Origin of the sequence: Pseudoalteromonas sp. SR45-1, assembly GCF_014163655.1 — a bacterium.
In the GTDB taxonomy this organism is placed as follows: Bacteria; Pseudomonadota; Gammaproteobacteria; order Enterobacterales; family Alteromonadaceae; genus Pseudoalteromonas; species Pseudoalteromonas distincta.
The window spans coordinates 33,786-55,885 of the sequence record NZ_JACJDR010000017.1 but is presented as its reverse complement, the minus strand read 5'-3'; the positions used below and the strand labels follow the sequence as shown (position 1 = coordinate 55,885).

Sequence of the window (22,100 nt, the reverse complement as noted above, 5' to 3'; positions counted from 1 at the left end):
TTATTAGCCTGCGTAATGTTTTAACATGTTTGGAACGTCTAAAATCAGTGCAATGCCGCCATCTGAAGTTATTGTAGCGCCTGCCATACCTGGCGTTCCTTGAAGTAACGCATCAAGCGGCTTAATCACTACTTCTTCTTGGCCAATTAATGAGTCAACAACAAAACCAATTTGTTGCGTACCAATTTGTACAATAACGACGTGACCTTTAGATTTTCGCTGAGAACGATCTGAGTCTTTTACTAACCAATGCTCAAGGTAAAATAACGGTATCGCCTTTTTACGCACAATAATTGTTAATTGCCCATCAACTACATTCGTCTTCGTTAAATCTAAATTGAATATCTCACTAACACCAGCCAGTGGTAACGCAAATGTTTGTGCGCCAACAACGACCATTAATGTCGGTAATATAGCCAAGGTAAGTGGTACTTTTATTTCTAAAATAGTACCGACACCAAGTTCAGACTGAATGCTTACTGAGCCATTAAGTTGCGTGATCTTAGTTTTAACTACGTCCATTCCTACACCACGGCCTGAAATATCAGATATTTCTTCTTTTGTAGAAAAGCCAGGTGCAAAAATCAGGTTATATGCTTCGGTGTCAGAAAGTCGACTCGCTTGGTCATGATCGAGTACGCCTTTACTAATTGCAATTTTTTTCAGTTTTTCAGCATCCATACCTGCACCATCATCTTTGATGGTTAGCAAAATATGGTCGCCCTCTTGAGATGCTGATAAAGTAACATTACCTGTTCTAGACTTACCTGCAGCTTCACGGACAGCGGGCATTTCGATACCATGGTCAACTGAGTTTCTAACTAAATGCACAAGCGGATCGGCAAGTGCTTCAACTAAGTTTTTATCTAGATCGGTTTCTTCACCAATAAGCTTTAAATCAATATCTTTATTTAAGCTACGTGCTAAGTCGCGTACAACGCGAGGGAAGCGACCAAATACTTTCTTAATTGGTTGCATTCGCGTTTGCATAACCGCACCTTGAATATCCGCAGTCACCACATCTAAGTTAGAGATTGCTTTACCCATCGCTTCACTGTCTGAGTTAGTCGCTAAACTAACCAAACGATTTCGTACAAGAACTAACTCACCAACCATATTCATAATTTGATCGAGTCGTTTTGTATCTACGCGAACAGTGGTCTCTGCTGCTGGTGGCGCTGATTTTTTTGGAGCTGCTGCTGGTGGTACTTTAGCTACTGGCTTCTCTGGCGCTTTTTCTACTGGTTTTGGAGTAGGAGCTTTAGCTGGCTCAGCTTTTTTTACTGGTTCACTCACTTGTTTAGCTGGCGGTGAAACAGGTTCAGGTTGTTTTGCAGCTGGCGCACTTTCTATCGATTTAGGAGCAGTGCCTTTACCATGAAGTTCATCAAGAAGCGCTTCAAATTCGTCATCACTAATTTCATCATCTGATGAATTAACTGTATTTACAGCTGGTATAGCAGATTCTACAGGTGTTTTATTGGCATCATTTTGTTCAGGTTTGCTCGTAACTTCACCAAAACTGCCAACACCATGTAACTCGTCTAATAAGCTGTCAAATTCATCATCAGTAATATCACCACTAAAATCACTACTACTTGCTACTGGTTTTTCAACTGCAGGACCTTGTCCTTTACCGTGCAGCTCATCAAGTAAGCTTTCAAATTCGTCTTCAGTGATTTCATCTATTTCAGCATCGCTAACCGAAGGCGCTCCGCTAAATAGTTCATCAAATGCAAACGGATCTTCATCATCAGCTACCGGTGTATCCACCACTTCATTATGAGGTTGTTCAACCTCTGTTTGTGAAGAGGCTTCAGTGGCTTCGGCTTCTGTTGGAGGTAGACCTAAGATATGAAGAGTATGAAGTAATTCAGGATCTGCAGGTTCAGGCTTGTCTCTGTTTTGGATAGTCGCAAACATCTCATTAATGGTGTCTAGTGCTTGTAAAATAACATCCATTAACTCTGAGTTGACTGTTCGCACGCCTTGACGTAGTAAATCAAATACGTTTTCAGCACCGTGACAAGCATCAACAAGCTCTGTCATAGCTAAAAAGCCTGCACCACCTTTTACAGTGTGAAAACCTCTAAATATAGCGTTTAGTAACTCGGTATCTTCTGGATTATTTTCCAGCTCAACTAACTGTTCAGATAAAAGCTCTAGGATTTCTCCAGCCTCTACAAGAAAGTCTTGTAAAATATCTTCATCAACTTCAAACATGCAGTTACTCTCCTCTTAGAAGCCCAAACTTGATAAAAGATCATCAACTTCATCTTGATCAGATACAACATCATTACGCGATTCTTTATCAATAATAGGGCCTTCAGGACCTGCTAAAGTTTGTGTGGCAACTGGTTCTTTTATTTTTTGTTGTTCTACTTTATTCGCGGTGCTGTTACTGTCGTCTTGTTCAGCAAACGCAGTTAAAAGATGCAGTAAACTTTCTTCTACTTCCCTAACAAGTTCAATAACACGGCGAATAACTTGACCTGTTAAGTCTTGATAGTCTTGAGCCATTAATACATTTGTCATTAAGTTTTGAAGCTCATCAGTCTTATGATGAGAGTTGTTCATAAACTTATCGATGCTATGGCAAAGTTGCTTAAACTCACCAAGCTCAATCTCGCGGCTCATTAAACGATCCCATGTCGGTTTGATATGAGATATTTCGTCCGCTAACTGTTGGGCTATAGGTAAACTGGCCTCCACTGCATCCATTGTTTTATTAGCCGCATTTTCTGTCATTTCTATAACATAATTAAGCCGCTTTTTAGCATCTGGAATCGCATCTGTCGTTATATCAGTTAAGCGAGTATCAAGCTCAAAACTTTTAAGGGCTTCGTGCAGTTGACGAGTCAACTTTCCAACTTCAGCAAATAATTCAGACTGCTCTTTAGATGCAGCCTCTAAAATCAACTGATTTGCTTTGTCTTGCTCATCATTTTCTAAAAAAACAACGAGCTGACGAGCTTGTTCTAACGTTATTTGAGGCGCAGCTGGTGCTGGCATAAGCCTCTCCCCCATCATTAGCCTAAGCGTTCAAATACTTTTTCTAATTTAGTTTTTAATGTTCCAGCCGTAAATGGCTTAACAATATAACCATTCACGCCAGCTTGCGCCGCAGCTATTATTTGTTCTTTTTTAGCTTCTGCCGTTACCATTAATACAGGGATATGTTTTAACTTCTCGTCTGCACGTATTGCTCTTAAAAGATCAATACCCTGCATTCCAGGCATATTCCAATCCGTAACTACAAAATCAAACACTTGATTTTGCAACATAGGCAAAGCTGTAGACCCATCATCAGCTTCTTGAACGTTAGTGAAACCTAAGTCACGTAACAGGTTTTTTATAATGCGTCTCATCGTTGAAAAATCATCAACTACAAGAATTTTCATGTTTTTATCCAAAACATCCCCCAGTGAGGTATTAACCTTTGTTTACTTACTACTAATTTATCCAGTCATTGATTTTAGCTTTAAGCTTAATCATCGCCTGACCATGTATCTGACTTACACGCGATTCACTTACATCGAGTATATGTCCTATTTCTTTTAAATTCATTTCATCGTTGTAGTACAAAGAAAGCACCATTGCATCACGCTCTGGTAATGACTTAATTGCACTTAGCAAAGACTCATTAAACCTATCATTTTTAACATTATTAAAAGGTTTATCTTGTGCTAAATCTTGGCCTACAGGAGTAATAACATCCTCATCTACACCAAGGTCTTCAATGCCTAATATTTTACTCGTATTCGCATCATTTAAAATATGATGGTACTCATTGAGCGAAATTTCAAGTTTTTCAGCAACTTCTATGTCCGTTGGTTCGCGGTTCAGACTACTTTCGAGCTCAGTAATTGCTTCTGCAACTTGCCTGTTTTTACGGTGAACTGAACGAGGAGCCCAATCACCACGGCGCATTTCGTCAAGCATAGCACCGCGAATACGAATACCTGCAAAAGTTTCAAAGCTTGCGCCTTTTGTTGCATCAAAGTTTTTCGAAGCTTCTATTAAACCTATCATTCCTGATTGAATTAAATCATCAAGTTGAACGCTAGGTGGTAATCGAGCAATTAGATGACATGCCACTTTTTTAACAAGTGATGCATGCTTCTCAACAATCACATTTAAATTTTGTGTTGATTGATATCCCATAGCTCTATTCACCAGTGTTGTCATAATTAACCGTTTACTAGTTTCTCAATGAAAAACTCTAAATGCCCAGATGGTTGGTTGGGTATTGGCCATTTAACTGCTTTTGTTGCCAGCGTTTTAAACGCAAGAGCGGCTGGCGAATTTGGAAAGAGCTCTACTATTACTTTTTGACGACGTGTTGCTTTGCGCATATTTTCATCATAAGGAACCGTTGCTACTAGCTCCATTGATACATCTAAAAAGCGGTCGGTAACTTTAGATAGCTTTGCAAACAATTCAGTGCCTTCACGCATACTGCGCACCATATTGGCAACAATTTTAAATTTATAAACGCCGTGCTCACGACTTAATACTTTAATAAGTGCGTAAGCGTCGGTGATTGATGTCGGCTCATCGCATACAACAACCATTACATCTTGCGCTGCACGCGAGAAGCTCAGTACCATGTCTGAAATACCAGCAGCTGTATCTACAATTAAAATATCAAATTCGGTATTCAATTCGCTAAACGCACGAATTAGCCCAGCATGCTCAGATGGTGATAATTCAACCATACTTTGCGAACCCGATGTAGCGGGTACAATTTTAATTCCTGCAGGGCCTTCAACTAAAATTTCATCAAGCTCACATTCACCAGACAAGACATGTGACAAGTTACGCTCTACACGTAAACCAAGCATCACATCACAGTTTGCTAAACCCAAGTCAGCATCCAGCACTAATACTCGATTACCTTGCTGCCCAAGTGCAATAGCTGTATTTAGAGAAACATTTGTTTTCCCTACTCCACCTTTACCACCGGTTACAGCGATAACTTTTACGCCGTTGTTATTGTTTTGACTCATTTTGCGCAGGCCGCTTGCTTGATCTAATACTGTGTTAATCATACATCCCTACTGTGCTTGGCGCCACTGCTTGGTGCCTTGAATGTTGTTCTTTTGTTCTTTTTAAATATAATTGCTCAGCCTTTTTAACTAGTTTCTCAGCATTTGCAACACGAATATCCTCTGGTACTCGTTGACCATTAGTAAGATACCCTATTGGAAGGCGATTTTGAATCGCAATACTAATAATCTCACCCAAACTTAATGATTCGTCTAACTTAGTGAAAATACAGCCACTTAACTTTACTTTTTTAAAGTGACGTACAGTTTCTTGCAATACATTAATTTGTGCTGTCGCGCTAAGTACTAAGTAGCTGCGAATATCTACACGTTGGTTACGCATTAACGTGTTTAATTGCTCAGTTAAACGTAAATCTCGCTGGCTCATACCTGCTGTGTCAATTAATACTAGACGTTTATTTCGTAAATGATATAAAACTTCAGCTAATTCATTAGCATCTTTAACTTGCTTAACACCACAACCAATAATACGACCATATGTTGCAAGTTGTTCATAAGCACCAATTCTGTATGTATCAGTGGTTATTAACGCCACTTTATCGGCACCATATTTTTGTGCGCCTAGAGCTGCAAGCTTAGCAACAGTCGTTGTTTTACCCACACCTGTTGGACCCACTAACGCATATACACCACCTTGGCGAAGTATTTCATTATTGGTTGTTTGCATTTGATCTTCGACCATAGTTAACAATGCTTTCCAACCTTGCTTACGAGACACATCATCAGGTACAAAACATGCCATTTGCTGTGCTACTTCTTTATCGATACCCATACCGACTAAACGGTCAACCATACAAGCGCGTGTTGGATCGCGACGCGCCATATCTTGCTGCATCAAGCCTGATACTTGGTGTTCTAATAATTGACGGATTGCGTTCATTTCTTCACGCATTGTTGTCATTTCTTCGCTTTCATTATTAGGTGCTTGTTGGCGAGTGGTTACTGGGCTATCTAAATCATCAAAGTCGCGGTCTAAATCATCAAAACCTAAGCTATCCGCTTGAGTTTGTGGACGAACTGGCGCAGCAGCTTCAGGAGCAAACATATTTTTAGTACGCTGCCCCATATCAGATTCTTGATAGTTAACAGTAGTATCAATACCCGATTGTGAAAACATCGATGCAAGCTCAGGAGAACGAGGACGCGGTGATTGACGCTCTAATAATGCTTGTAGGCTGTCAGCAACTTTTGCTTGAGGCTCAGGCTTGGCACGCTGTGGCTCTGGTTTTACAAAGTTATGCATGCTTTGTTGTGGCGCCTGAGTACGCGGCTCTGCAGGGCGTTGTGGTTGCGCTGCTACTTTAGGGGCTGCTTTGTCATAATCAACTGCCGCTACAATTTCTACACCGTTAGCCAGTTTTTTATTTGACATAATAACCGCATCAACACCTAACTCATCTTTAACTTCTTTAAGTGCTGTGCGCATATCTTTAGCAAAAAAACGTTTAATTTTCATGATTCAACCCCTGTTAAAATCTTATTGTTGGCCTACCGAGCTTACAATTTTGATCTGTCTTTCGTCTGGTACCTCTTGATAAGACATCACTCTCAATCCTGGAATGGTGTACTTAACAAAACGAGATAACACAGTGCGTAACATTCCTGACGTTAGCAATATAGAAGGTTCGCCGGCCATTTCTTGATTTTGATGCGCTTGTGTCAATGACACTTGAAGTCGCTCTGCAAGTCCTGGCTCAATACCGGCACCTTCATCGCCTGCATTTTGTAATGACTGATGCAACATCTGTTCCAACTCAGGCGCCAAGGTTATGACAGGGATTTCTGATGACATTCCCACCGCATCTTGAACAATTAATCTACGCAGTGAAATACGCACTGCAGCCGTTAATACATCAGGGTCTTGACTACGTGGGCCATACTCAACAAGGGTTTGAACAATTGAGCGCATATCGCGAATAGCCACGCCTTCATTTAATAAATTTTGTAGTACTTTTACAATAGCAGTTAATGGCAATACATCAGGTACTAGTCCTTCCACTAAGCGAGGATGGCTTTTAGCAAGCATATCAAGTAGGTTTTGAACTTCTTCATGCCCTAGTAATAACGCTGCACTGTTAGTTAATAACTGGCTAATATGAGTGGCAACTACCGTGGCTGAATCTACAACGGTATAACCTAGTGATTGTGCTTCATCTTTTTGATCAGGCTTGATCCATACGGCATCAAGGCCAAACGCAGGATCTTTTGTTTCAACCCCTTTAATTGGACCAAATACTTGTCCTGGGTTAATCGCTAGCTCGTCGCCATGCTTAAGCTCGCTTTCACCGGTTGAAACCCCCATTAGTTTTATTCTGTAAGCGTTAGGGTCAAGCTCTAAGTTGTCGCGTATATGTACCGGCGGCACTAAAAAACCAAGCTCTTGAGAAAGCTTTTTACGCACCCCCTTAATACGATTAAGTAGCTCACCACCTTGTGATTGGTCCACTAACGGAATTAATCTATAACCGACTTCTAAGCCAATTACATCAACCTGCTGAACGTCATCCCAGCCTAGTTCTTTTTGTTCTTGTTTATTAGCAACACCCGTTGCAACGCTTCCGCCATTAGCGGCCTCTTCAGCTTCTGCCGCAGCAGCTTTTAATTTACTTTGCTGTGTGTAGTAAGCTAAGTAACCCAGTAACGCACCTAAACTTAAAAAAGCAATATGCGGCATACCAGGCACTAAGCCCATGATGATCAAAATACCAGATGCAATAAAGAGTGACTTTTCGTTGCCTAGTTGTTTCTTAAATTGGTCCCCCATATTGAGCGACTCATTTTGGCGTGTTACAACAATCGCGGTACCAATTGAAAGCAGTAAAGAAGGGAGTTGAGCAACTAAGCCATCGCCAATGGTAAGTAATGTATATACTTCCATTGCATTGCCAAAACTCAAATTGTGCTGGATCATACCGACAAATAAACCACCAACAATATTGATGATTAGTATAACAATACCTGCAATCGCATCACCTTTTACAAATTTACTCGCACCATCCATTGAGCCGTAAAAATCAGCTTCGCGAGTTACTTCCTCGCGGCGGTCACGCGCTTGTTCTGCGCTGATAAAGCCTGCGTTCAAATCGGCGTCAATTGCCATTTGTTTACCCGGCATTGCATCAAGGGTGAAACGCGCAGATACCTCAGAAATACGACCAGCACCTTTAGTAATTACTACAAAGTTAATAATGATCAGGATTAAAAACACAACCAAACCAACAGCGTAGTTACCACCAATAACAACTGAGCCAAACGCTTCAATTACTTTACCGGCAGAGTCACCACCATTATGGCCTTCAAGTAACACAACTCGAGTACTGGCAACGTTAAGTGCTAAGCGCATAATTGTAGCGATTAGTAATACAGAGGGGAAAATACCAAATTCAACTGGCTTCATCGTGTAAACAGTTACAAGTAAAACCACTAACGCGAGAGCAATATTAAACGAGAAAAGGATATCGAGTAAAAATGGCGGTAGTGGTAAAATCACCATTCCCAAGGCAGCAAGCACAAGCAAAGGTGTACCTACCCCTTTGGCATAGTCTTTTTTGTCTCTGTTAAGTTGTTGTAATACCGCTTTAAAACTCATAATTCTACAATTTCAAAAAATTGACACTAAGTAGAATTTGCAATAACTATTCCAAGTTACTCAGTTAACGGTTTAATACTTGTAGGCATCGGGGATTGGCAGCTTTTTATTGAGCTTAGTTGGACGTTTACCGCGCCCTTTATTAAAGCGCTTAAGCTGAAATACATACGCTAAAACTTGCGCTACTGCGGTAAATAGCTGATCGGGTATTTGCTCTCCTACTTCAGCCGTATGATAAAGCGCTCGGGTCAACATGGGGGATTCTAATATAGGTACTTCATTCCCTATTGCTACTTTTCGAATTTGCATCGCCATTTCATCAATGCCTTTAGCAAGCACTATAGGCGCACCTGCGCGCTCCGTGTCGTATTTTAATGCTACAGAGTAGTGAGTTGGGTTCGTAACAATAACATCAGCGTCAGGAACATCTTGCATCATGCGGTTTTGCGACATTTGCCTTTGTGTTTGCCTAATGCGCGCTTTTATTTGTGGGTCACCTTCAGAGTTTTTATACTCATCTTTAATTTCTTGCATTGTCATTTTAAGTTGTTTGTTATGGTTGTAACTTTGAAATGGTGCATCAATGGCGGCAATAACAATTAAAGTGCACGAAAGGCCTAAAAACATCCACCCTAAAATCTCTAAGGCATGAATAATATTACCCGGCGCACTTTCTAAACTTAAATGCAGTATTTCATCAAAATAAGTATTAATTAAAAACACAGCAAAACTTGCAACCAAACCAAATTTTAAAAGTGACTTTACAAGCTCAATAGCCGCTTGTGGGCCAAACATCCGCTTAAAGCCCTTCATTGGCGACATTTTACTTGCTTTAGGTGCAGCAGCTTCCCAGCTAAAGTTAAAACCACCGAGTAACGTATTACCAATAAATGCAGCCAAAACGATAATTAACACAAACATAGCCATAGGAAACATCAACGCGTCTGCAACCTCTCCCCACACGGCAAACATTTTAGTGGTATCAAAGGCTTCGTTGCGGTTTAAGCTAAGGGTTCGGCCCATTACATTGTATAAACCTTTACCAATTTCAGGACCATACATCAAAAGCGATATAGCCGAAAAAATAAGTACAAACATGGTACCTAACTCTTTTGAGCGTGCTATTTGGCCTTTCTTTTTAGATTCTTCAAGCTTTTTGGATGTGGGTTCTTCTGTTTTTTCTTGTCCTGAGTCTTCAGACATGACTTTCTCCTAAGGTGAGCAACCAACTAAAGTACACATTAGCTCAACCATTTTTAACCATTGAAACTCAAACTGAGTAACAAAGTTACCTAGTGTCGCCCAAATAATAATAAGTCCCGCTACCAAGGTAAACGGAAAACCAATAGAGAAAATATTTAATTGCGGCGCTGCACGCGTCATAATCCCAAACGACATATTAATAACGAGCATTGCGGTAAGCGGTGCAAGTGAGAGTACCAGTGCTGTAGTAAACATCCAGCCGCCCCAAGTCACTATGTCCCAGTAATGATCTACAGACCACCATGTGCCATCAATAGGTAGCACTTGAAAGCTATGCACCACCATTTGAATCATCATTAAATGACCGTTAAAAGCAAAAAATAACAAGGTGGCCAAAATAAGGAAAAACTGGCCAACCGCTGGGACGCTTGCGCCATTAGAGGGGTCAATAACCGAAGCAAAACCTAAACCGGTTTGCATCGCAAGTATTTGCCCTGCTAAAACAAAGGTATTTAATAAAAGTATAGATGCAAAACCAATAGCAACACCAATCAGCATTTGTTGAATAACGACTAAAATCATCTCAAACGAAAATAAATTAGTGAATGTAGCGGGCGGCAGAACAGGAACGACAAGAAAAGTTACAACAACTGATAACCCCATTTTTATACGCGTAGGGACATTTTTAGCACCTAAACCAGCCATAATCATAATCATTGAGCTAATGCGTACCAGGGGCAGCAAAAAATCGCTCAACCATTGAATAACGACAGCAAAGGGGTATTCCACGTTTAACCTGCAATTTCAGGAATAAGTAATACTAGGCGAGTAAAAAAATCCATCAGTTCTTGAGTAAGCCAGTGCCCACCTACAATTAGCGCACTAATGGTAATTAATAAACGAGGTAAAAAGCTCAACGTTTGTTCATTGATTGATGTTGCCGCCTGAAATACAGCAACCACTAAACCAATAATTAGGCCTGGGACTACAATTGCAGACACCAATTTAATAACTAAAAACAGCGCGTCACTTAGAATATCAACAAAAATTTCCGGTTCCATGTTGTACTCCTATTGTTGGGTCATGTTAATGCTTTGCATACTAAGTCCCTAAACCAAAGCTTTTAGCTAGAGTCCCCATCACTAAGCTCCAACCATCAACAAGTACAAACAGCATAATTTTAAACGGTAAGGACACTATCATGGGGGAAAGCATCATCATACCCATCGCCATTAATACCGAAGCGACCACTAAATCAACAATTAAAAATGGGATAAAAAACATAAACCCAATTATAAATGCCGTTTGCAGTTCGCTGGTTACAAAGGCCGGTATTAACACTATTAATGGCGTATCTTGTGGCGAATTTAGCTGATCGTAACCAGCAATTTTAGCGAACGTTTCTAAATCTTTTAAACGCACCTGTGAAAGCATAAATGCTTTCATTGGCTCTTTAGCAAGCTCTAAAGCCTCTACTGATGTAACCTGCTCATTTAAGTAAGGCTCTATAGCTCGCTCGTTTACCTGCTGATAAATAGGCGCCATTATAAAAATACTTAAAAAAAGTGACATACCCAATAACACTTGGTTTGACGGTGTTTGCTGTAAGCCAATTGCTTGGCGCAAAATGGCGAGTACAACAATAATTCGTGTAAAAGAGGTCATCATAATTATGGCGGCCGGTATAAAACTCAGCGCCGTCATAATTGCTAAAACTTGTAACGTTACTGAGTAATCTTGTGTGCCATCAGCGTTTGTTGTAATGGTAAGGGCATCAATTCCTTCTGCACTTACATTTGGTACAAACACCATGGCAAAAATAATAAGCAGCCACTTTGTCATAGGTTTAATTCTTTTTATTTTGGTTTGATTGCGGGTTTAAAAGTTTACCAAATCGTTTAGCGAGTTCAGGCAGTTCTTTTTCACTTAATGGGGTTTCTAACTTGTGTAAATAATTAATACTGTGGGGAGTTACACCAAGTAAATGCTGAGCATTATCTATCTCAACAACCATTAAACGCTCGCGAGAACCTAAAGGTAGACTTCTAACTACTTTAAACTCATCACTATTTGCTAAATTAGGGTTAAGCTTTTTAACAAAAAATGCCAGTACAATAATCAGTACTAGCACCATTACAAGCGACAGCACCATAGAGAGTATATCCCCAGTGGGTGTTGCCACATCTGCTTTTGAAAAAACGGTAGTCGTTAAAGCAACTAATAAGCTCATCGTAATTTTTTGATCCGCTCTACTTGGCTTATCACGTCAGTTAAGCGAATACCAAATTTGTCGTTTACTACAACTACTTCACCATGAGCGATTAAAGTACCATTAACTAGTACGTCTAGCGGCTCACCCGCAACACGGTCAAGCTCAACAACAGAGCCTTGATTAAGTTGCAGTAGGTTACGAATATTGATTTTAGAGCGCCCTACTTCCATTGAGATAGTAACGGGAATATCTAAAATAGTGTCGAGTTTTCGTTTTTCATCACCACTCATTTCGTGTTTTGAATCACTTAACTCATCAAGCTCTGCAACATGTGCTTCGCCACTATCATCTGGGCCTTCGGCTTCTGCTAATGCTGCTGCCCATTCATCCATTGTGTCTTGATCATCGCTCATACTTTTAACCTTTTAATCAATTACCAGTCTAAGTCTACACCGTCAGAGAGGTGTAAATCATCTTCTAGTTCTGCTAATTCTGCATCTGAGTCAATTTTCTTGCCGCCTTTGGTAAATACATGCAGCTCAGATTTAACTGAATCAGGTCGTTTAATTTTTTCACTAATTTGAAGCGCAACATTATCGCGAGAGCGACCCATCTTGGCTCTAAATGTAGGGAGTTCCTCAACAAATACGGTTATATGCTCAGGCATTTCAACCGGAATAATATCACCTGCTTTTAATTCCATAATTTGCTTTAAGGTCAAATCAACTTCAAGTAACTGAGTCGACATATCAACCTCAACATCCATTATTTCATCGCGAAGTGCTTTGCTCCAACGTAAGTCGGTATCCTCTGTATCAGATTGAACACCCGCATCTAAAAGCTCTCGGATTGGCTCAAGCATCGAATACGGAAGTGCAATATGAAAATCGCCGCCACCGCCATCAAGCTCAATATGAAAAGAGCTAATAACCACAACCTCTGTTGGACTTACAATATTCGCCATAGCTGGGTTTACTTCTGAATCGAGATATTCAAACGATACATCCATAACCGGTGCCCATGCTTCTTTATAATCTTCAAAGATTATTTTAAGGAGCATTTGTACAATCCGGCGCTCTGTTGGGGTAAATTCTCGGCCCTCTATTTTCGCATGATAACGCCCGTCACCACCAAAAAAGTTATCTACCAAAATAAACACAAGTCGTGCTTCCATGGTAATCAGGCCAGTGCCTTTTAAAGGCCTAAAACGGACCATATTTAAACTGGTTGGAACAAATAAAGTATGAATATACTCGCCAAACTTAATCATTTGCACGCCGTTAATAGACACCTCTGCGGTGCGACGCATCATATTAAATAGGCTAATTCGCATATGACGAGCAAAGCGTTCGTTAACAATTTCCAGCGTCGGCATACGACCACGTACGATCCGATCTTGCGAAGAAAAATCGTACTGAAGCGTACTTCCCCCGCCATCTTCACCTTCGTGTATATCTTCCTCTTCAACGTCATCAACGCCATGTAATAGCGCATCAATTTCGTCTTGGGATAATAAATCGCTCACGCTAACCCCTTATTGCATCACAAAGCCGGTAAACAATACCCGCTCAATTACTTTACTGCCTTCAACATCCATTAAGGCTTTTTGTACCTTTTCAAGTGCAGAAAAACGAAGTGTTTCTTTACCAGAGCTCGTACTTAATTCATCAGCTGTTGTAGTAGAAAACACGCTTAATAGCGTCCCTTCTATTAGTGGAATATGTTTTTTGGCTGTTTCTTCATTTACTTCGCCACGTACTAATAATTGTACTTTAATTTGTACAATTCTATCGCGACTTGAGCCAGGCACGTTAAATACAAATGGGCGTGGCATAGCAACATATAAAGCACTACCAACTTCTGCTGATGAACCAGAAGCTGCAGGAGCAGCATCAGTCGACATCGCAGTCTCTTCATCTAAGGTTTCAACTGGCGCATCCGAACCTGACATAAAAAAGTAACCCGCAGCACCACCTGCAATAAGTAGTACAGCTACTATGATTATTATTAGTTTCTTTTTACTTTTACCGGTTTCTTCGATTTCTAAACTTGCTTCTTCAGCCATCATGATTCCTTTAATCGCAAAGGTACTTGCTTGTTTTAACTATTATAATAGCAGTACTTAGGCATAGTAATCTATTGATGATGAAGTTTGTTGTCGAGAACTTTGTGCAGTGTTATTTGCTTGCTCGTCATTTTCATCATTAACTGACTTATTATTAGCCAAATTACCTTGGGCTCCACTCTCACTTTGCTCAGCTGTTTCACCACCTGATTGCCCATAAGAAATAGTGCTTTCACCAAGCTCTAGCCCTTGTTGCGCTAACATTTCACGTAAGCGCGGCATTGATTGTTCAAGCGCTTCTTTGGCTTGCTGGTTTTGTACAACAAAGTTTATATGTGCTTGTTCTGCATCGCTACGAATACGTATTTGCATGCTGCCCATTTCTGGAGGATCGAGGCGAATTTCTGCTTCTTTATTATTAATGCTCAACATTGAGCTAACGCGCTCTTGCAGTAATTTAGCTGCATCACTTTTAACAATATTAATTGCCTGCATTACACCTGGATCAATACTTACTTGCTTAACTTGTGATGTACTTTGTAATTGTTGAGTTTGAATTATTTGGGTATCAAGTAAGCTCTGCTCGTAACTTAATGAGTCGTATTGGCTTAATGTGCTCGTTTGCTGAGTATTTAAAGCGGCTGTAATTTGCGTAAATACTTGTGCTACGCGTCCAGGAGTTTGTTCTGCCGTTATTTTTCTAAGCCCATCTTTTTGTAACTCTTCAAATGATTTTAATAAATCATCACGCTTAGCTGAGGTTGCTACGGCTTTATTAATATCCGCGCCTTCGTTTGTAGATGCCTTTAAGCTTAACTTTTGTGGATCATATACTGTATTAGGAGTCTCTGAGGCCACAAACGTTTTTGAGTCTGATTTAGCGGTATCAGCAAGCCCAATTTCAATAGAAGCTTTTAACTCATTAACTGTTTGCTTAAGCACTGACAACTGCTCGCCTTTAGGCTGCTCTGTTTTAATATATGCGTTTAATTGCGTTAATAAACTTTGTTTTTCAGTTGTATTAAGTGAATTTATTTCTGCGCTAAAAGAGTGTTTTGTTACCGCGCTTTGCGCTTTTTCGTTATCAGTAATAAATTGTGCAAGCATTTGCTTAAGATTTGAAGTGTTACTAGTTGCGCTATTTGTTGAATCAGCGTTCTCTAATACCTTAACTTGCGCGTTAAGTTGTGAGTGCTGCTCAGACGTTAAACTAGCAATAACGCTATTAGCTTTAATTAAGCTCGCATCTTTAGTCATTAACGTATCTATTGCTGCATTATTATCACCTTCAGTTGTGGCTAAAGGAGACTGAGTAACGCTCGCTTTGTCGGCGGGAGTTGGCAAAACTGTATTATTTTTATCAGCAGACTTATTTTGTCCTAGCTGCTCTTTAGAACTCATTAATGCAAATTCAGGTTTTTCTACTGTAGAGCCAGGGCTGTCATCTGGCTTTTTATTTATAGAATTTAATGGCCCTTCAATAGCTTCAGCAACACCACTTTTCCGATGCTTGCCTTCATTTAATGGTAAAGAGTTCAAAGGTAGTGAGCTTAAGTTATCGCTTTTTGAATCAATTAATTTAGCCGTTTTAGAGTCTACATTAGTGGCAATTGGATTTTGCACTACACTCGCTGTATTCGCTTCTTCAGTCGTTACTTCATCACTTGTATTAGCAGATAAAATTACTGAGGTGGTTTCTAAGTCTGCGTCTTCTGATTCTATACTTTTAGTTGCATCGAACGGCTTATTAATCGAGGTGCTCATTGCTTGTGCTGAATTAATTTGATCAAGCATCTCAACAGATAAAAAAGTAACTTCGTCTGTTGTTATTTCATCTAGCTTTACGCTCAGATTTTCATTTTCTTCTGGCTGTTTATGCTTAGGTATGGCAATCGAGTTTTCGGCATCGGGATTTTTATTGCCCTTAAGCAAAGGCCCCATAGAGTTATGCGCTTCGTTTAGCTGGCTTAAAAATTCCTCGCCTAAATTTCCTTCGCCATTAGCTAAGCTATTGTCTTTAAAAGCTAACAGTGAATCTTTTTCAGAAGAAACTAAAAACGAAATGTTATTCATCGCCATAAATCACCTAATACCATTACGGCAATATGCCACCGCATACCGCCAAAAGTTGAATACCACTAAGTAACAAAGCAATTAACGTGCCTGAATTACAAAGCTTTCCGACGTTGAAAAAACTGATTAGCTGAAAACTCATCTAACATTTTTTGCTCGTTTTTAGCCATTAATGCATTTGCTTTGAGTTTTTGATTCTCGATTAATTTGGCAACTGCTTTAGCTTTAATTTGCTGCTTAAGCCATAGCGTTTTACGTTGAGTAACAACCTGCTTAGCGGTATTTACTGTACTTGCTTGTTGGCGAATTGCCTCTTCAATTTTAGCTATAAAAGCATGGTACTGACCAAACCCTGCACTAGATAAACCCGACTTACCTTTTAGGTGTAACTGTTGAGAATATTCAAGTCTAAAGTTATTTAAGCCTTGCAGCTTTTGTTGATTTGCTTGCAAATTTTGATTGGCTTGTAAGTAACTCATGCGCAAATTTTCTTCTTTATCATTTTCAATTTTGAGCAATAAATCGAGTTTATTTTTAGCCATTATGCTTGTCCTAGTAACTGAGCAAGACCTTGCAGACCATCATCGTAACTAATGACATCTCGCATACCTTGTTGTAAAAATGCATTTACTCTTGGCATCATATTTATGGCTTGGTCGAGCATTTGATCGGTCCCTTTTTGATAAGCACCTAAAGTAATCATATCTTTGTTTTGTTGATACATTGAATAAACTTGCTTAAGTACACGGGCTTGTTGCATGTGTGGTTCAGAAACGACTTGAGGCATAACACGCGAAATCGATTTTTCTATATCTATAGCGGGATAGTGCCCGCTGTCGGCTAAATCACGCGATAATACAATGTGGCCATCTAAAATAGCTCGCGCTGCATCAGCAATAGGGTCTTGCATATCATCGCCTTCACTCAACACAGTAAAAAAGGCGGTAATTGAACCTTGCCCTTCACCGCCATTACCAGCACGTTCCACCAGCGCAGGTAATTTAGCAAACACCGAAGGCGGATAACCCTTTGTCGCAGGCGGCTCGCCTACAGCAAGTGCAATTTCACGTTGCGCCATTGCATAACGCGTTACCGAATCGAGTAACAATAATACGTTTAAACCCTGATCTCTAAAATACTCTGCAATAGTTACAGCGCTCTCACAGCCTTTTAAACGCATAAGCGGTGATGAATCAGCGGGCGCTGCGACAACAACTGAACGTTTGCGCCCCTCTACACCGAGTATTTCTTCAATAAATTCTTTTACTTCGCGACCACGCTCCCCCACTAAGCCAACAACAATTACATCGGCTTCGCTACCTCGGGTCATCATACCGAGAAGTACTGATTTACCCACACCAGAGCCTGCAAACAAGCCCATGCGCTGGCCTTGCCCTACTGTAATAACCGAGTTAATAGCACGCACACCTACATCCATAGGCTTAGTGATTGGTCTTCTTGAAAGCGGGTTTATAGTATTTTGTGCAAACTTTAAATGATGCTCAGCATTAATTTTACCAAGGCCATCTAGCGGTCGCCCTAAGCCATCAACCACGCGCCCTAGTAAACTCATCCCTACAGGTAAACCTAAGTTATTAACTTGAGGAATTACACGCGCACCAGGAAGTACACCAGAGATATGATCATTAGGCATTAAGTACAAAGTTTGATCGTTAAAACCGACTATTTCGGCGTCTACAAAGCCGTTCATAGTTTCTATTTTACATTGGCTACCAACGGGAGCACGTAAACCTCTAGCCTCAAGGGTAAGGCCAACAACACGCGTTAAAATACCTGCCACAGCAGGCGCTGGGGTTTTAATATGTTGTTGATATTGAGATAAGCGTTCGCTTAAAGGTGCACGTTGAGTTGACATAACACGCCAATAAAATAGTTAGATACCACTATTATGCAAAAAACTATCCAACGTTTCTTTGACACGTGTTTTAAGGGTCATATCGAGTGATGATTGCGCTGTTTTAACTTCACAGCCACCGCGCTCAAGAGTGGGCTCTGCCATTAATTGCCAGTTATTATCAATAATGGTTTGTTCACCGTAACTCTCTTTTATGAGCTCTAAATCTTCGGGGTTTAAATGAATTCGTACTTTTTCTTGCTCGGCATTAAGAGAATCTATACTTTGCTTTAACGTATGTAAAATCACATCAGGCGATGTTTTTACTTCTTGATAAATAACAGCTTCCGCTAACATACTAGCAAGTTGTACTAATTGCTTTTCAGCTTGTTCATCTACTTTATCTAGCGGTGCAGTAAGTCCCTCTAAAATAGTTTTTAAACTTGTTAACTGCTCTTCAATTAATGGTTTTACGTCATCAAGGCCTTTTGTTTTACCTTGCTCTAAGCCTTCTTTGTAGCCTGCCTCTTTGCCTTCGCCAACGCCTTTTTCAAAACCGTCTATGTAGCCTTGCTCATGACCTTGCTTGAGGCCTTCTTCGTAGGCGTCTTGCCTAATGCGTTCAAGCTCAACCATAGTAAGCGCAGGCAATTCTGGTTCTTGTGGCTCATCAATTGGCATTTCTTCAGCTAATTCTTTTTTATACAGATCACTAAGCGGTGTGCCGTAAGCCGTAGAGCGATTGCCAAAGCTGCTCTCATCTGGTGCTACATCTGGAATAGCCCAGTTTTTTAATAATTCATCTGCTTCATCAGCCCGAAGTGTGCGCCCTTTGAGTTTGCTCATGGCTTACAAGAACTCCTCGCCACCGCCGCCGCCCAGCTGAATTTCACCTGAGTCAGATAAACGACGCGCTGTTGATAAAATCTCTTTTTGCGCCGCTTCTACTTCACTTATACGAACAGGTGCCATAGCTTCTAAATCATCAGCAAGCATTTCGGCTGCACGCTTAGACATATTGCCCAGTATTTTATCTTTAAGGGCATCGTCGGTGCCTTTAATTGCTTTCATTAATACGTCTTGTTGTACTTCTCGAAGGATTGCTTGAATACCACGGTCTTCAACATCCATTAAGTTTTCAAACACAAACATTAAGTCTTGAATTTGCTGCGACATCTCTTCGTCATGCTCACGAATAGAGTCCATTAACTGCCCTTCTACATTGGTATCTAGGTAGTTCATTATATCTGCAGCTGCTTTTAAGCCACCCATTTTAGCGGCTTGTGCACCTGCTTGGCCGGCAAATTGTTTTTCCATAATTTCGTTTAGCTCTTGCAGTGCTGCTGGCTGAACTTCTTCAAGGTTTGCAATACGCATTGTTAAATCTAAACGCACTTTTTCAGGGAACTGAGCAATAATCTCAGCTGACTGTTCTGGCTCTAAATACGATAATACAATGGTTTGAATTTGCGGATGCTCATTACGAATAATATTTGCTACCTGCTTAGAGTCCATCCATTTTAATGAATCCAAGCCTTTAGCACCTGAGCCCATAACAATTTGGTCAATAAGGCTAGCGGCTTTGTCTTCACCAAGTGCTGCTGTAAGCGCTTTTTTAATAAAGTCTTCTGACTGAAAACCAATGGTACTAAAGCTTTGAATTTGTTCTATAAACAAGTTGTGTACAGCGCTAATTTTAGCTTGCGATAAATCCTGTAGCCCAGCCATCGCCATACCCACTTTTTGTACCTGTTTAGGTTCTAAGTGTTTAAGGATTTGCGCGGCATCTTCTTCTGATAAACTCAAAAGTAATATAGCAGCTTTATCTACCCCATCTAGCTTATCAACATCAAAGGCTGGCGGGAGTTGTTTTTGTTCTTGATCAGTCATCTTCTGTTAACCACGCTTTCACTACTTGTGATGATAGTTCTGGTTCGTTAGCTACAAGGGCACGAATTGCTTTGAGTAAATCTTCGTCGCCATGTAAATCCGGTAACTGCAGTGTACCATCACTTGAGAAACCAACCGAAGCAGAATCAAAGTCTTTATTTAGCATATCAAGTGTATTGTCGCCAATATCTACGCCTGAACTTAATGCATCTTCGTCGTATTCTTCTAGTGTATCGTCTGGGTAAATTAAGCGCTTAAGCATTGGTTTTACTACTGCCATTATCAATACAATGATAACTAAGGCTCCTAGTACAAGGCGGGCTATTTTCATAAACCAGTCTTGTTCCCACAGTGGCACTTCTATTGCTAAATTTGTTGCTTCACGTACAAACGGCACTGTTACTACTTCAAGTGCATCACCACGTTGCATATCAAAACCTACACCACCTTGTAATAAGCGACGAATATTTGACAATGCCTCTACCGAGCGCGGGGCCATAGTTGTTTCGCCGTTTTCTCCCACTTTAGGGACATAGTCAACAGCAACTGACACACTTATTCTGCGTATTACACCACTTTGCTGGCGCTTGTGAGAAATAGTTGTATCGAGTTCATAATTACGTGTTGCTTCTTTGTGGCTACGTGTTGGTGACGTAGCTGTGCCTGCGCCGCCTTGTCCTGCAACTTCAGGGATGTTTGAGTTTAGCGGTGGTTGATTTGTAAGCGCACCAGGAATACCAACAGCTAAACCACCAATGTTATTTTCTTCAAATGTGGTTTCGCTTCTAACCGCTGGTAGGTCTGGGTTATAACGCTTTTGAGTTTCCTCAACTGAGCTAAAGTCCATGCTCAAATCAACTTGAGCTGTATAGTTTGCAAGCCCAACAACCGGTATTAAAATACTGTCTATTTTTTCAAGATACTCTTGTTCGCGCTTACGTTCTAAATCGTATTCTTTACGAGAGCGTGCTGCTAATGAGCTTTGCGAACCTGAATTTAATAATCGACCATTTTGGTCAGTAACCGTAACACGTGCAGGCTCTAAGCCTTGTACTGCTGAAGCAATCATATCAACAACAGAGTCTACTTCTTCACGGTCAAGTGAGCGGCCACGTTTAAGTGTTAATACAACAGTAGCGGATGGTTTTTTCTCTCTGCGGGCAAATACGTTTTCTTTAGGGATGGCTAACAATACTTTGGCGCGAGTAATGTTATTTAGCTCTTCAATGGTGCGTGCTAATTGCTGTTCACGACCATGTTTTAAGCGTTCACGCTCCAAGCGTTGGCTTACACCAAAGCCCATATCTTGCATAATTATGTCAGAGCCAGATGCAGGGCCTTGCTCTAACCCTTCGCGGGTCATTAGCAATTTAATGTTTTGGTATTCGCTTTCATCAACCGATACAACATTGCCATCTAGTTGGTATTCAATTTTTTGCGCATCTAAAAAGTCTAATGTTTGAATAAGCTCTTCTGTTTGCATTTTGCCTAACGGGCGCATATCTGGCTGACGAGCCCAAATAATAATAAAAATCGCGATAGCTAAACAAATAGCCAATGCTATAACCAATGTTACTTGGCGCAATACATCAACACCATTTAAAGCACTTAAGTAGCCTGACTTTTGTTCTTGTTGATCATCACCACCACTTTGGTCAATACCGCCACCAGCAAGTGCTAGGTCTGTAGATTGGTTAGATTGCGCCACAATAATTCTCCACTACCTAATTAAACAGGCATGTTCATGATTTCTTTATAAGCTTCAACAAGTTTATTACGAACCTGTACTGTAGCCTCAAAAGCAACTGACGATTTTTGAGAAGCAATCATCGCCTCAGCAAGAGATACACTTCGATCCCCCATCTCAACTGCTGTTACTTTTTGCGCGGCATCTTGTTGTAACCCGTGCACTGAATTTATTGCATCACTTAGCATGTCGCCAAATTGTGCTGTAGAAGTAGACTGCACCTGAGTTGGCAGTTTATTAGTTTGATTATTACGACCGGCTTCTAAAGCCATTGATTGCATTTCTTGAAATACAGCACTGTTTTGAATTTTCATAATTTATCTCTGACACGCAGTGAACTCTTACAAGTAATAAAGCACAAAGCATGCCAAATAATTAATCATTAAAATACAATAAG

22 protein-coding genes are annotated in these 22,100 nt (G+C 40.5%); all 22 read right to left on the bottom strand.

Annotated elements, in window-relative coordinates:
* Nucleotides 1–3: 3 nt before the first annotated feature.
* The 22 genes from H5089_RS16280 to fliE all read right to left on the bottom strand — a co-directional run bounded on the left by H5089_RS16280 (nt 4) and on the right by fliE (nt 22,017).
* A complete protein-coding gene (locus H5089_RS16280) occupies nt 4–2,223 on the bottom strand; it encodes a chemotaxis protein CheA (protein ID WP_182712658.1) in 2,220 nt (739 codons plus the stop codon).
* 15 nt (nt 2,224–2,238) lie between these two features.
* The gene (locus tag H5089_RS16275) at nt 2,239–3,012 is read right to left on the bottom strand and encodes a protein phosphatase CheZ (protein ID WP_165742705.1); all 774 of its coding nucleotides are present in this window, start codon (nt 3,010–3,012) and stop codon (nt 2,239–2,241) included.
* 17 nt (nt 3,013–3,029) lie between these two features.
* Complete coding sequence (gene cheY / locus H5089_RS16270) at nt 3,030–3,413, bottom strand: chemotaxis response regulator CheY (RefSeq protein ID WP_004588308.1); 384 nt, start codon at nt 3,411–3,413, stop codon at nt 3,030–3,032.
* A gap of 40 nt (nt 3,414–3,453) precedes the next feature.
* Nucleotides 3,454–4,164 carry an RNA polymerase sigma factor FliA gene (locus H5089_RS16265; RefSeq protein WP_002959310.1) on the bottom strand — a complete coding sequence of 237 codons (711 nt, stop codon included), beginning with the start codon at nt 4,162–4,164 and terminating at the stop codon, nt 3,454–3,456.
* A 26-nt stretch (nt 4,165–4,190) separates the two neighbouring features.
* Nucleotides 4,191–5,051: a MinD/ParA family protein gene (locus tag H5089_RS16260; RefSeq protein ID WP_002959312.1), complete on the bottom strand. Its 861-nt coding sequence runs from the start codon at nt 5,049–5,051 to the stop codon at nt 4,191–4,193.
* A complete protein-coding gene (gene flhF / locus H5089_RS16255) occupies nt 5,044–6,525 on the bottom strand; it encodes a flagellar biosynthesis protein FlhF (protein WP_182712657.1) in 1,482 nt (493 codons plus the stop codon). Before flhF ends, H5089_RS16260 begins: the two co-directional genes overlap by 8 nt.
* Before the next feature lie 21 nt (nt 6,526–6,546).
* On the bottom strand, nt 6,547–8,658 hold the full coding sequence (gene flhA / locus H5089_RS16250; RefSeq protein ID WP_182712656.1) for a flagellar biosynthesis protein FlhA: 2,112 nt from the start codon (nt 8,656–8,658) through the stop codon (nt 6,547–6,549).
* A gap of 72 nt (nt 8,659–8,730) precedes the next feature.
* Nucleotides 8,731–9,861 (bottom strand): flagellar biosynthesis protein FlhB, encoded by a 1,131-nt coding sequence (gene flhB / locus H5089_RS16245; protein WP_024596365.1) that lies wholly within the window; start codon nt 9,859–9,861, stop codon nt 8,731–8,733.
* A 9-nt stretch (nt 9,862–9,870) separates the two neighbouring features.
* Nucleotides 9,871–10,650: a flagellar biosynthetic protein FliR gene (gene fliR / locus H5089_RS16240; RefSeq protein WP_024596364.1), complete on the bottom strand. Its 780-nt coding sequence runs from the start codon at nt 10,648–10,650 to the stop codon at nt 9,871–9,873.
* Nucleotides 10,651–10,652: 2 nt separating this feature from the next.
* Nucleotides 10,653–10,922 (bottom strand): flagellar biosynthesis protein FliQ, encoded by a 270-nt coding sequence (gene fliQ, locus H5089_RS16235; RefSeq protein ID WP_002959325.1) that lies wholly within the window; start codon nt 10,920–10,922, stop codon nt 10,653–10,655.
* Nucleotides 10,923–10,962: 40 nt separating this feature from the next.
* A complete protein-coding gene (gene fliP / locus H5089_RS16230; RefSeq protein ID WP_002959327.1) occupies nt 10,963–11,703 on the bottom strand; it encodes a flagellar type III secretion system pore protein FliP in 741 nt (246 codons plus the stop codon).
* 4 nt (nt 11,704–11,707) lie between these two features.
* Nucleotides 11,708–12,091 carry a flagellar biosynthetic protein FliO gene (gene fliO / locus H5089_RS16225; protein ID WP_002959331.1) on the bottom strand — a complete coding sequence of 128 codons (384 nt, stop codon included), beginning with the start codon at nt 12,089–12,091 and terminating at the stop codon, nt 11,708–11,710.
* A complete protein-coding gene (gene fliN / locus H5089_RS16220; RefSeq protein WP_002959332.1) occupies nt 12,088–12,486 on the bottom strand; it encodes a flagellar motor switch protein FliN in 399 nt (132 codons plus the stop codon). Before fliN ends, fliO begins: the two co-directional genes overlap by 4 nt.
* A 20-nt stretch (nt 12,487–12,506) precedes the next feature.
* Entirely contained in the window at nt 12,507–13,598 is a 1,092-nt protein-coding gene (fliM, locus tag H5089_RS16215) for a flagellar motor switch protein FliM (RefSeq protein ID WP_002959334.1), read from the bottom strand.
* Nucleotides 13,599–13,607: 9 nt separating this feature from the next.
* Nucleotides 13,608–14,138: a flagellar basal body-associated protein FliL gene (gene fliL / locus H5089_RS16210; protein ID WP_002959335.1), complete on the bottom strand. Its 531-nt coding sequence runs from the start codon at nt 14,136–14,138 to the stop codon at nt 13,608–13,610.
* 57 nt (nt 14,139–14,195) lie between these two features.
* The gene (locus H5089_RS16205) at nt 14,196–16,217 is read right to left on the bottom strand and encodes a flagellar hook-length control protein FliK (protein ID WP_182712655.1); all 2,022 of its coding nucleotides are present in this window, start codon (nt 16,215–16,217) and stop codon (nt 14,196–14,198) included.
* Between the two features lie 89 nt (nt 16,218–16,306).
* Nucleotides 16,307–16,753, bottom strand: a complete 447-nt coding sequence (fliJ, locus tag H5089_RS16200) for a flagellar export protein FliJ (protein WP_002959337.1) — start codon at nt 16,751–16,753, stop codon at nt 16,307–16,309.
* Nucleotides 16,753–18,087: a flagellar protein export ATPase FliI gene (fliI, locus tag H5089_RS16195; protein ID WP_002959338.1), complete on the bottom strand. Its 1,335-nt coding sequence runs from the start codon at nt 18,085–18,087 to the stop codon at nt 16,753–16,755. Before fliI ends, fliJ begins: the two co-directional genes overlap by 1 nt.
* Before the next feature lie 18 nt (nt 18,088–18,105).
* The gene (fliH, locus tag H5089_RS16190; RefSeq protein WP_002959339.1) at nt 18,106–18,912 is read right to left on the bottom strand and encodes a flagellar assembly protein FliH; all 807 of its coding nucleotides are present in this window, start codon (nt 18,910–18,912) and stop codon (nt 18,106–18,108) included.
* 3 nt (nt 18,913–18,915) lie between these two features.
* Nucleotides 18,916–19,956 (bottom strand): flagellar motor switch protein FliG, encoded by a 1,041-nt coding sequence (fliG, locus tag H5089_RS16185; protein ID WP_007581881.1) that lies wholly within the window; start codon nt 19,954–19,956, stop codon nt 18,916–18,918.
* Nucleotides 19,949–21,664: a flagellar basal-body MS-ring/collar protein FliF gene (gene fliF / locus H5089_RS16180; protein ID WP_039484629.1), complete on the bottom strand. Its 1,716-nt coding sequence runs from the start codon at nt 21,662–21,664 to the stop codon at nt 19,949–19,951. Before fliF ends, fliG begins: the two co-directional genes overlap by 8 nt.
* 20 nt (nt 21,665–21,684) lie before the next feature.
* A complete protein-coding gene (gene fliE / locus H5089_RS16175) occupies nt 21,685–22,017 on the bottom strand; it encodes a flagellar hook-basal body complex protein FliE (protein WP_039484631.1) in 333 nt (110 codons plus the stop codon).
* Between the last annotated feature and the right edge of the window lie 83 nt (nt 22,018–22,100).

Coding starts and splice junctions, on each gene's coding strand:
- H5089_RS16280 (WP_182712658.1), bottom strand. CDS start 2,223: ATGTTTGAAGTTGATGAAGATATTTTACAAGACTTTCTTGTAGAGGCT.
- flhA (WP_182712656.1), bottom strand. CDS start 8,658: ATGAGTTTTAAAGCGGTATTACAACAACTTAACAGAGACAAAAAAGAC.
- fliP (WP_002959327.1), bottom strand. CDS start 11,703: ATGACAAAGTGGCTGCTTATTATTTTTGCCATGGTGTTTGTACCAAAT.
- fliO (WP_002959331.1), bottom strand. CDS start 12,091: ATGAGCTTATTAGTTGCTTTAACGACTACCGTTTTTTCAAAAGCAGAT.
- flhF (WP_182712657.1), bottom strand. CDS start 6,525: ATGAAAATTAAACGTTTTTTTGCTAAAGATATGCGCACAGCACTTAAA.
- H5089_RS16265 (WP_002959310.1), bottom strand. CDS start 4,164: ATGGGATATCAATCAACACAAAATTTAAATGTGATTGTTGAGAAGCAT.
- flhB (WP_024596365.1), bottom strand. CDS start 9,861: ATGTCTGAAGACTCAGGACAAGAAAAAACAGAAGAACCCACATCCAAA.
- fliJ (WP_002959337.1), bottom strand. CDS start 16,753: ATGGCTAAAAATAAACTCGATTTATTGCTCAAAATTGAAAATGATAAA.
- fliH (WP_002959339.1), bottom strand. CDS start 18,912: ATGAGCAAACTCAAAGGGCGCACACTTCGGGCTGATGAAGCAGATGAA.
- fliQ (WP_002959325.1), bottom strand. CDS start 10,922: ATGGAACCGGAAATTTTTGTTGATATTCTAAGTGACGCGCTGTTTTTA.
- H5089_RS16275 (WP_165742705.1), bottom strand. CDS start 3,012: ATGCCAGCACCAGCTGCGCCTCAAATAACGTTAGAACAAGCTCGTCAG.
- H5089_RS16205 (WP_182712655.1), bottom strand. CDS start 16,217: ATGGCGATGAATAACATTTCGTTTTTAGTTTCTTCTGAAAAAGATTCA.
- fliG (WP_007581881.1), bottom strand. CDS start 19,956: ATGACTGATCAAGAACAAAAACAACTCCCGCCAGCCTTTGATGTTGAT.
- fliI (WP_002959338.1), bottom strand. CDS start 18,087: ATGTCAACTCAACGTGCACCTTTAAGCGAACGCTTATCTCAATATCAA.
- fliL (WP_002959335.1), bottom strand. CDS start 14,138: ATGGCTGAAGAAGCAAGTTTAGAAATCGAAGAAACCGGTAAAAGTAAA.
- fliE (WP_039484631.1), bottom strand. CDS start 22,017: ATGAAAATTCAAAACAGTGCTGTATTTCAAGAAATGCAATCAATGGCT.
- fliN (WP_002959332.1), bottom strand. CDS start 12,486: ATGAGCGATGATCAAGACACAATGGATGAATGGGCAGCAGCATTAGCA.
- H5089_RS16260 (WP_002959312.1), bottom strand. CDS start 5,051: ATGATTAACACAGTATTAGATCAAGCAAGCGGCCTGCGCAAAATGAGT.